Annotated in this window: 6 protein-coding genes and 2 pseudogenes; 3 read left to right on the plus strand and 5 right to left on the minus strand. The window is 37.4% G+C overall.

Translation table 11 applies throughout. The features are described from left to right. The first annotated feature begins 173 nt into the window (after positions 1-173). Positions 174-1,521 (plus strand): annotated as a pseudogene (gene tnpC, locus OZD63_RS03330) (IS66 family transposase). Between the two features lie 143 nt (positions 1,522-1,664). On the opposite strand, the gene rpe reads toward tnpC, so the two are convergent. After that, on the minus strand, positions 1,665-2,345 hold the full coding sequence (gene rpe, locus OZD63_RS03335) for a ribulose-phosphate 3-epimerase (protein ID WP_274979955.1): 681 nt from the start codon (positions 2,343-2,345) through the stop codon (positions 1,665-1,667). A 94-nt stretch (positions 2,346-2,439) separates the two neighbouring features. Then, positions 2,440-2,868, minus strand: coding sequence for a zinc-ribbon domain-containing protein (locus OZD63_RS03340; protein WP_275008113.1), 429 nt, complete (start codon positions 2,866-2,868; stop codon positions 2,440-2,442). 75 nt (positions 2,869-2,943) lie between these two features. On the opposite strand from OZD63_RS03340, the gene dapD reads away from it, so the two are divergent. Further along, positions 2,944-3,774, plus strand: a complete 831-nt coding sequence (gene dapD, locus OZD63_RS03345) for a 2,3,4,5-tetrahydropyridine-2,6-dicarboxylate N-succinyltransferase (protein WP_274979953.1) — start codon at positions 2,944-2,946, stop codon at positions 3,772-3,774. A gap of 6 nt (positions 3,775-3,780) precedes the next feature. Here the strand turns inward: dapD and OZD63_RS03350 are convergent, their stop codons facing one another. Together OZD63_RS03350 and OZD63_RS03355 are read right to left on the minus strand one after the other, a co-directional pair. Beyond that, positions 3,781-4,065 carry a DUF2610 domain-containing protein gene (locus OZD63_RS03350; protein ID WP_010962783.1) on the minus strand — a complete coding sequence of 95 codons (285 nt, stop codon included), beginning with the start codon at positions 4,063-4,065 and terminating at the stop codon, positions 3,781-3,783. Next, positions 4,066-4,458: a hypothetical protein gene (locus OZD63_RS03355; RefSeq protein WP_275008114.1), complete on the minus strand. Its 393-nt coding sequence runs from the start codon at positions 4,456-4,458 to the stop codon at positions 4,066-4,068. An 80-nt stretch (positions 4,459-4,538) separates the two neighbouring features. Here OZD63_RS03355 and OZD63_RS03360 point away from each other — a divergent pair, with 80 nt between their 5' ends. Further along, on the plus strand, positions 4,539-5,588 hold the full coding sequence (locus tag OZD63_RS03360) for a class I SAM-dependent methyltransferase (RefSeq protein ID WP_182320464.1): 1,050 nt from the start codon (positions 4,539-4,541) through the stop codon (positions 5,586-5,588). A 449-nt stretch (positions 5,589-6,037) separates the two neighbouring features. Here OZD63_RS03360 and terL read toward each other — a convergent pair. Then, a pseudogene (gene terL, locus OZD63_RS03365) lies at positions 6,038-7,481 on the minus strand (phage terminase large subunit). Positions 7,482-7,668 lie beyond the last annotated feature (187 nt).

A 7,668-nucleotide genomic window follows, 5' to 3' on the forward strand; every position in this document is an offset into this window, starting at 1 on the left:
CCAGCTTGCAAATGATTGTCCTTTCCTTCATTTCTCTCCTATTACGAAGATTTTAAACAGGTTCTTACATACTCAAACAGTAAAAAAAAGGTATCCGTTCAGCGGAGCGGTAAAATAAAAAGTAGACAAGGAGTGCTAAAAACATAATATCACAAGTAGTATGTGTGGTAAACATGTCTGATCTACTAGCTAGTCTTCTCAAGCTCTGTGAAAGCTTTAAAATAGAGATAGAGCAACTAAAAGCAGAGATAAAGAGGTTAGAGATAGAAAACGAAAATTTTAGATCTGAGAATAAGGCGCTAAGAATCGAAAATGCTGAATTGAAAGAAAGACTAGGTCTGAATTCACAAAATTCATCGATACCGAGCTCAAAAGAGTTATACAAGCTAAAGAAGAAAAAGAAAAAAAGTGACAGGAAAATAGGGGCACAGATTGGGCATGAAGGAAAGTATCGCCCTAAAATGGAAGCAGATGAAGTGGTGAAAATAGAGTTCTTGCGAGTGCGGAGGAGAAATTGCGATATCGAAAGAGCCATACATTCATCAAAAAGTTGATTTGCCAGAAATTAAGCCTTATGTTGTGGAATACCAATGGCCGCTGTTGCAAGTGTGGAAAAAGAAAAAGTAGCAGGCTACCAGAAGGTGTTACTGCGGATACATTTGGTCCAAAAGTTAAGTCAACAATCGCGGCGCTGAGCGGATTTTACAAGAACTCGAAAAGAGAAGTAGCAAATATTATAAAAAATATTTTCAACCTGGACATCAGTGTTGGTAGCGTGTCAAATAGCGAGGCTAGAGTTGCAGAAAAATGCCAAGAAGCATATGAGCAAATCGAGCAAGAAGTAAGTAAAAGTGAAGTTCTGCATATCGATGAAACGAGCCATTATAACAAAGGTAAACTTGGTTGGTGCTGGATGTTTGCCAGTAATACAGCAAGTTTTATAAAATTGACAGAGTCAAGAGGAATGAAGGTTTTACAAAATAGTAAGTTCTGCAATCGCAATAGCTTACGACAGATACGCAGCATACAACTACTTTGCCGATAAGAACAGGCAAATCTGTTGGGCACATTTATCAAGAGATTTTGAAAGATTAGCACATAGTTGAAGTTAAAGTTCTGGGCTGTTACTTAAGAAACGTAGCCACTGAATTATTTACACTAAAAAAGGCCTTGCTAAAAAATGAGATAGATGTTTTTAGATTTACCAGACGTGCCAGAAAGTTGCGAAAACGTACAAGGTATTACTTGAAGCCGTTTACCTGAAGCAATTGGAGCTTCTCGAGTTGCAAAAAATATTTTGAAATCTGAAAGAATAATGTGGAATTTTTTAGATGACCCAGAAAACATTCCGCTTACAAACAACCATGCTGAACAGCAGATACGGCATTATGTCATTTATCGCAAAAATTCATATTTTACCCAATCGAAGTGGGGAACTTGAACGGATAATTTCATTATACTTGACATGGAAACAAATGGGCTTTCCAAAACCTCTTATCTATCATCTCTCACACCGCTTAGCTGAACGGATACAACCCAAGAAAGGTTTTTCTACGTCATACCGCCGCGGTATCTCAGCATAGATTCCGCTAACGAGTAGCGGAATGACGAATTTGTTGTTTTTCAAATTGTAGGTAAACCTAAGCCACTTTAGCTATATAGGGTCACAACAATAGATTTTTAAGATCGTTTACGGCCTTCTTAATATCTTCAGCCTTGAATATCGCCGATCCCGCAACTAAAATATCAGCGCCTGCTTTTATTATATCAGCTGCGTTAGAAAAGTTAATTCCACCATCTACTGAAATTTGTGTTTTAAGATTACGCTCCTGTATCATTTTTTTTATAGTAGATATCTTGTTCAACTGTGAATGAATAAATTCCTGCCCTCCAAAGCCAGGGTTGACTGTCATAATCAGCACAATATCTAGCTCATGTATTATGTATTCAAGCACACTTGGAGAAGTTGAAGGAACAATTGAAACTCCAGCTTGAATCGGTTTTTTTTCGTCGTTTACATTTTTGTATGACTTTATCTTTCTTATCAACCTCTCAAGGTGTGTCTCTGCTTCTGCATGTACAGTGATAATATCAGCACCAGCATTTATAAAGCCTTCAATGTGGTTACCAGGAGATTTGACCATTAAATGCACATCAAAAGGAAGATTGCTATATTTACGTATTGCAGAAACAACGCTAGGACCAACTGTAATATTTGGAACGAAATTCCCATCCATAACGTCTATGTGTATGTAATCCACACCTAAATCGCTAATTTTTCTTACTTCTTCCCCTAATTTTGCAAAATCTGCTGAAAGTATAGAAGGTGCAATTTTAATACTCATGAGCTGCCTTTTTTGCTAAAAAATAACTTATTTTCAAAACTCTGTCACCCTAAGCACCATCTGAGTAGCTAGAGACCGATATCGGTATGCCTATTTAACTAGATCTTAAATTAGATAAAAAAAGGTAGTCTTGATAAAACTTATTTACAGCAAGTTTTTTTACATTTGGACTTTCTGTTTGTTCTTTTTTGTACCCTAATTTATAGCTTATTGAATCCTTGTATAAACTGATCGTTTTGTATGCTTTGTTCATCTCTCTAGGAAAGATGCCGTTAGCAATTACGACGCATAACCCTGTAGCTGTTGCAAAAGCTAGAGTGGTAAATGCTAGATTTTGTAAAAAATTCCTTCCACTAACTTTTTTTTCCTGTATATTAGCAGAGTGCGATTTGTTTGACACTTCTTCTAGATATTCACGCCATATGTGATTGCAGTTCGTACATTTTACCTTTCTTCCAGACGCGCCAATTTGCCTAGGAGATACTAAGTAAGTTTTAGTACAACTATTACATTGTATTTTCATAGCACTTACATATAAAGTAGTAACAAGCTCAAACGATACAGAGCTACAAATTTAACACCGATATATATATAACAAATGGAAGGTTTGCAACTAAAAAAAACACAGAGTGAGATAGAAAATATTTGGAAAAATAGAGAAAAATTTAATGACTGTAATCTAAAGAAAACAGCAAGAATAGCAATTAAAGAGGTAATTGAGCTCCTTGATAGTGGCAAAATTAGAGTAGCAGAAAAGCTATCAAGTGGAGAATGGGTAGTACATAAGTGGATAAAGCAAGCAATGTTATTACATTTTCTCACTGAAGAAAGCAAAATAATAGACAATACCAATTGCTGGTTTGACAAGATCGGTAACAAATTTAGTGAATGGAATGAGGAGAAATTTCGCCAGTTAAAAATTAGAGCAGTTCCTGGGTGTTTTGTCCGCCGATCTGCTTATATAGGTACAAATGTTGTTCTAATGCCAAGTTTTATCAACGTTGGTGCATATGTTGATTCAGGAACAATGATAGATACCTGGTCAACGATTGGTAGCTGTGCGCAAATAGGAAAAAACTGTCATATTTCCGGTGGAGTGGGAATAGGTGGAGTTCTTGAGCCTATTCAAGCTTCACCTGTCATTATAGAAGATAATTGCTTTATTGGAGCACGTAGCGAAGTGGCCGAGGGTGTGGTAGTGAGAGAAGGATCAGTCCTTGGCATAGGCGTGTTTATTGGGGCATCAACAAAGATTATTGATAGAGAAACTAGCAAGGTATTTTACGGCGAAGTGCCACCTTATTCTGTAGTGGTACCAGGGTCTATTCCATCTAAAAATAATATTTCAACCTATTGTGCAGTCATAGTAAAAAAAGTGGATGAAAAGACGAGATCGAAAATCTCTATAAATGAAATATTGAGGGATTAAACTATCTTACTCCTTGTCGTCACTTTTTTTATCATTATTACTAACCACAGTAATGGCATACGCGCATAACTCTGAGAAAGAGACACCATTTTCTTGAGATAGTTTATATAATTTTTGTAGACTTTCTTTTACTTTATTAGGAATATTCCCTCCACGTTCTTTTACAAGCCAGGAATCTTGATGATGAATTGGATGAGCATCACTTTTTGGATTTCCTATGTATATTGCAAAAGGTGAACTTTGCCCTTTGAAGTCACATTGTACAGTAAATTTTTTTATAGATTCAGCCATCTAAAGACCTCTACTTTTCTTTTTGGTCGATTTTATAGCAGGTGGAAGAGGTGGTTTCTTTATAAAATCTTGTCTATTGACAACACTTTCTCTACCTTCCAAAGCTCGGCGAACATCAGCTCTGCTTAATTGCGACTCTTTTGCTACCTTCATTCCATGCTTTGCCATAATATTAGCACATGCTAGTACTTTTTTTACCAATTCTAGATCACCATTTAGCATTTGAACTAGCACTTGAAACACTTCCGCTAAAGTTAGCCCATCAGCATTTATAACCTTGTTTTCTATAAAATTGACAGCTTCTTCAAATTTGTATTCAATACTATCATCTTGAGGTATAAGGGCAACACAATCGGTGTTTTTGTCGTCCATAACTGAAGCACTATTACTCACAAACTTAAGTTTATACTATATATATAAATACTCCACTATTTTATATTATGGCACGCTATAGTTAAACATTTATTAATAACATGCTCACTTATATACACGAATTAATTGACAAAAGTCAAGGATCAATATCCATCAGTGATTTCATGAATGCCGTTTTGTACCATGAAAAATACGGCTATTATACAAGTAAATTACCGCTTGGTAAGGATGGTGATTTTACTACCGCACCTGAGATCAGCCAATTATTTGGTGAAGTAATTGCAGTTTGGATAATGCATACATGGGAAAAATTAGGAAAGCCATCAAAATTTTCTCTAGTTGAACTTGGGCCAGGCAAAGGAACACTCATTCACGATATAATAAGAGTCACTAAAAAGTACAGCAGCTTTTTTAATTCAATGTTGATCCACTTAGTTGAAATAAGCCCTACTTTACGGAAGATACAAAAGGAAAAATTAAAAAGCTTAGATGTTAATTGGCACAAAAATATTGACAACCTACCAGAACAACCAACCATTTTTTTAGCAAATGAGTTCTTTGACGCTCTTCCGATAGATCAGTTTGTATATCATGATGAGGGGTGGTATGAAAATATGGTGACAAAACAAGATGATGGCAGTCTCTTGGTGTCATGCCAGTGCGTGACACTGGAATCCAGAAAAAAAGAATCATGGATTCCAGTGTCAGCTACTCAGATGACAAATGGAAAATTTTTTAATGGTGCAGTGGTGGAAATATGTTCAGTTGGGGTTGAAATATTAAAAAAACTTGAGAAGAAGATATATAATAATAAAGGAGCTGCTTTGATTGTAGATTACGGTTATGTATACCCCGCATATAAGAGCACTTTGCAATCGATAAAACAACATAAGTATGCTAATTTTCTTGAGAATGTTGGTAATAGTGATATTACCGCACTTGTAAACTTTCAAGCATTAAAAGATTCATTAAAACACGTAGATTGCGAGATTTTAACTCAAAGAGAATTTTTATATCTTTTTGGCATAAAAGAAAGAACCCTGGCTTTAATGAAAAGCGCAAGTGATGAACAAAAGAATAGGATCTTTAGTGAATTCTTAAGGTTGACTGAAAATATGGGCACTCTTTTTAAAGCAATGCTATTGATATAGCTAACCCAAGAAAGGTTTCCCTACATCATACCGCCGCAGCGCTAACGAGCAGCGGAATGACGAATTTGTTGTTTTTCAAATTGTAAGTAAACCTAAGCCACTTTAGCTATAGCATAGCTAAAGTAATTTATGTTATTGGGTAAGTTAAAAATATGATATAAATAAGATAGGAGGGAGCTACTCACTGTAGGAATAGAGTTGTGCACGACCCACAACTGTACGAACATTCGTTTGCGAAGAAATGTTATAGCTGGTTTTGCCTCAAACACAAAGATGTCATACGAGTAGCTGACTACTTGGATCCAGCCTTTCCATCCAAGACGGCGGTGCCCAGACACTGGAATAACAGCAGTCCTACGTCATACCGCCGCGGTATCTCTAGATCCCGCTAACAAGCAGCGGGATGACGGTTGTCTCTTAGCTGTCATCCCAGTACTGGTAGACTCAAATCACAATGCTCGTATAGCTGCAACCCTGGAGGTACTGTTTCTCACCCACTGCAAATATTGCACGGTACTGTCCACTTGGTCGTCGTGGCGCGTTTCAGGAAACATTAAAATCTCATACTCAAAATCGTTCAGCCATACTGCTTGATGTGGCAGAAAAACCTTGCCAGACTCTATAATCGGAACAATTTGATGAAATCGAGTGAGCTTGTCATCATGTGGCACTATTTCAATAATCGGTAAATCACTGTTTGTCTTTAGCTCTTGCACCAATTGTTGACTACTTGTTTTTGCTTCGATTAAAATTGCGTGTGGCGTCCATCTTGCAGCTAGTGACAAAACCTGTTCTTTAAGCTTTGGATACTCAAGCTTTGCGCAATATACGTCGAGTAAATAGAATTTATTATCTATTTTTGCCCAGGTGGTGCAGACACTAAAGTTGCTCATGTTACTTGTTGAAACCGCAGTATCCCAACTTTGTGTTATATGCGAGAGATTATCAGGAAATTTTTTATAGCGTTTCAACCACTCTGGTTTAATTATACCACTTGAAAGCGGCAGAGGGTTTTGTTGATATTGAGCAGCAAAAGCGTAACTCCCAAGTTCAGCTTTTATTATCTCAACTTCTTCTTTTCCTCCATCGAGGGGATATAACAACTGACCTTCTTCTCTTGAATATAATATCCTTACAGGTGACGCTGGTTTATTATATAATCGCCTGGTCGCACAGTGCTGAGCTACTCGGATGATAGGAACGGGAGGTATTGGCTTTTTGATTGAATAAATAACCTGCTTATTTTCAGAAATCATTGGCAAACAAATATGATGCCATATGTTTTTTGGCTTGGAGAGAAGGTGTCCAGTTAAGTCCTCCTGGTGTAGCCTGTGCATTACAAGAACGATGACTCCTTTTTTTCTATCGTTCAGCCTGGTTACTAAAGTCTGATCAAACCAGTTTGTGGCACGCTTTCTAAGCGTTTCACTCAAAGCTTGAGCAGAACTGAGCGGATCGTCCACAATGATAAAATCACCACCTTCACCAGTTAGTGTTCCACCAACTGATGTTGCGATTCTGTATCCTCTCTGCACTGTTTGAAATTTATATTTGGTATTCTGGTCTTTGGATAGTTCTATCTCTGGAAATAGCGCTCTATACCAACTAGACTGCATCACGCACCTGGTGTCGAGCGAGTGCTTTTCGCTGAGCCGCTGAGAATAACTTGCAACTATTATTCTCGCAGTTGCCCAGTATCCATGCGGGCCACGCAACGCTTATGCACATGGACTTCATCGAGCGCGGAGGCATATTGAATATTATTCGTTTCACTTCACCAGCGCTCGCTGCTTCCAGCCTGTCTGCTATGACTTTTATATACTGATAATCGTTATACTCACACCCCGGCACTACCGTTTGAAAGCACAGTTCAATGAATTTTAGAAAGTTCATGATATAATGTTGAAACCAACGCGTGACGCTGGGATGACAAAAAAAGGAGCACTGGAATGACACCCTACTTAACCGTCATACCGCGATTCATTCGCGGTATCTCTTAACATAGATCCCGCTAAGAACCTGTTAAGGATCTCGAAAATATGAGGTAAAATAAGCATAGTTAAGAAAGAGGTATATCTAT

Origin of the sequence: Wolbachia endosymbiont of Drosophila leontia, from assembly GCF_028981785.1 — a bacterium.
In the GTDB taxonomy this organism is placed as follows: Bacteria; Pseudomonadota; Alphaproteobacteria; order Rickettsiales; family Anaplasmataceae; genus Wolbachia; species Wolbachia pipientis.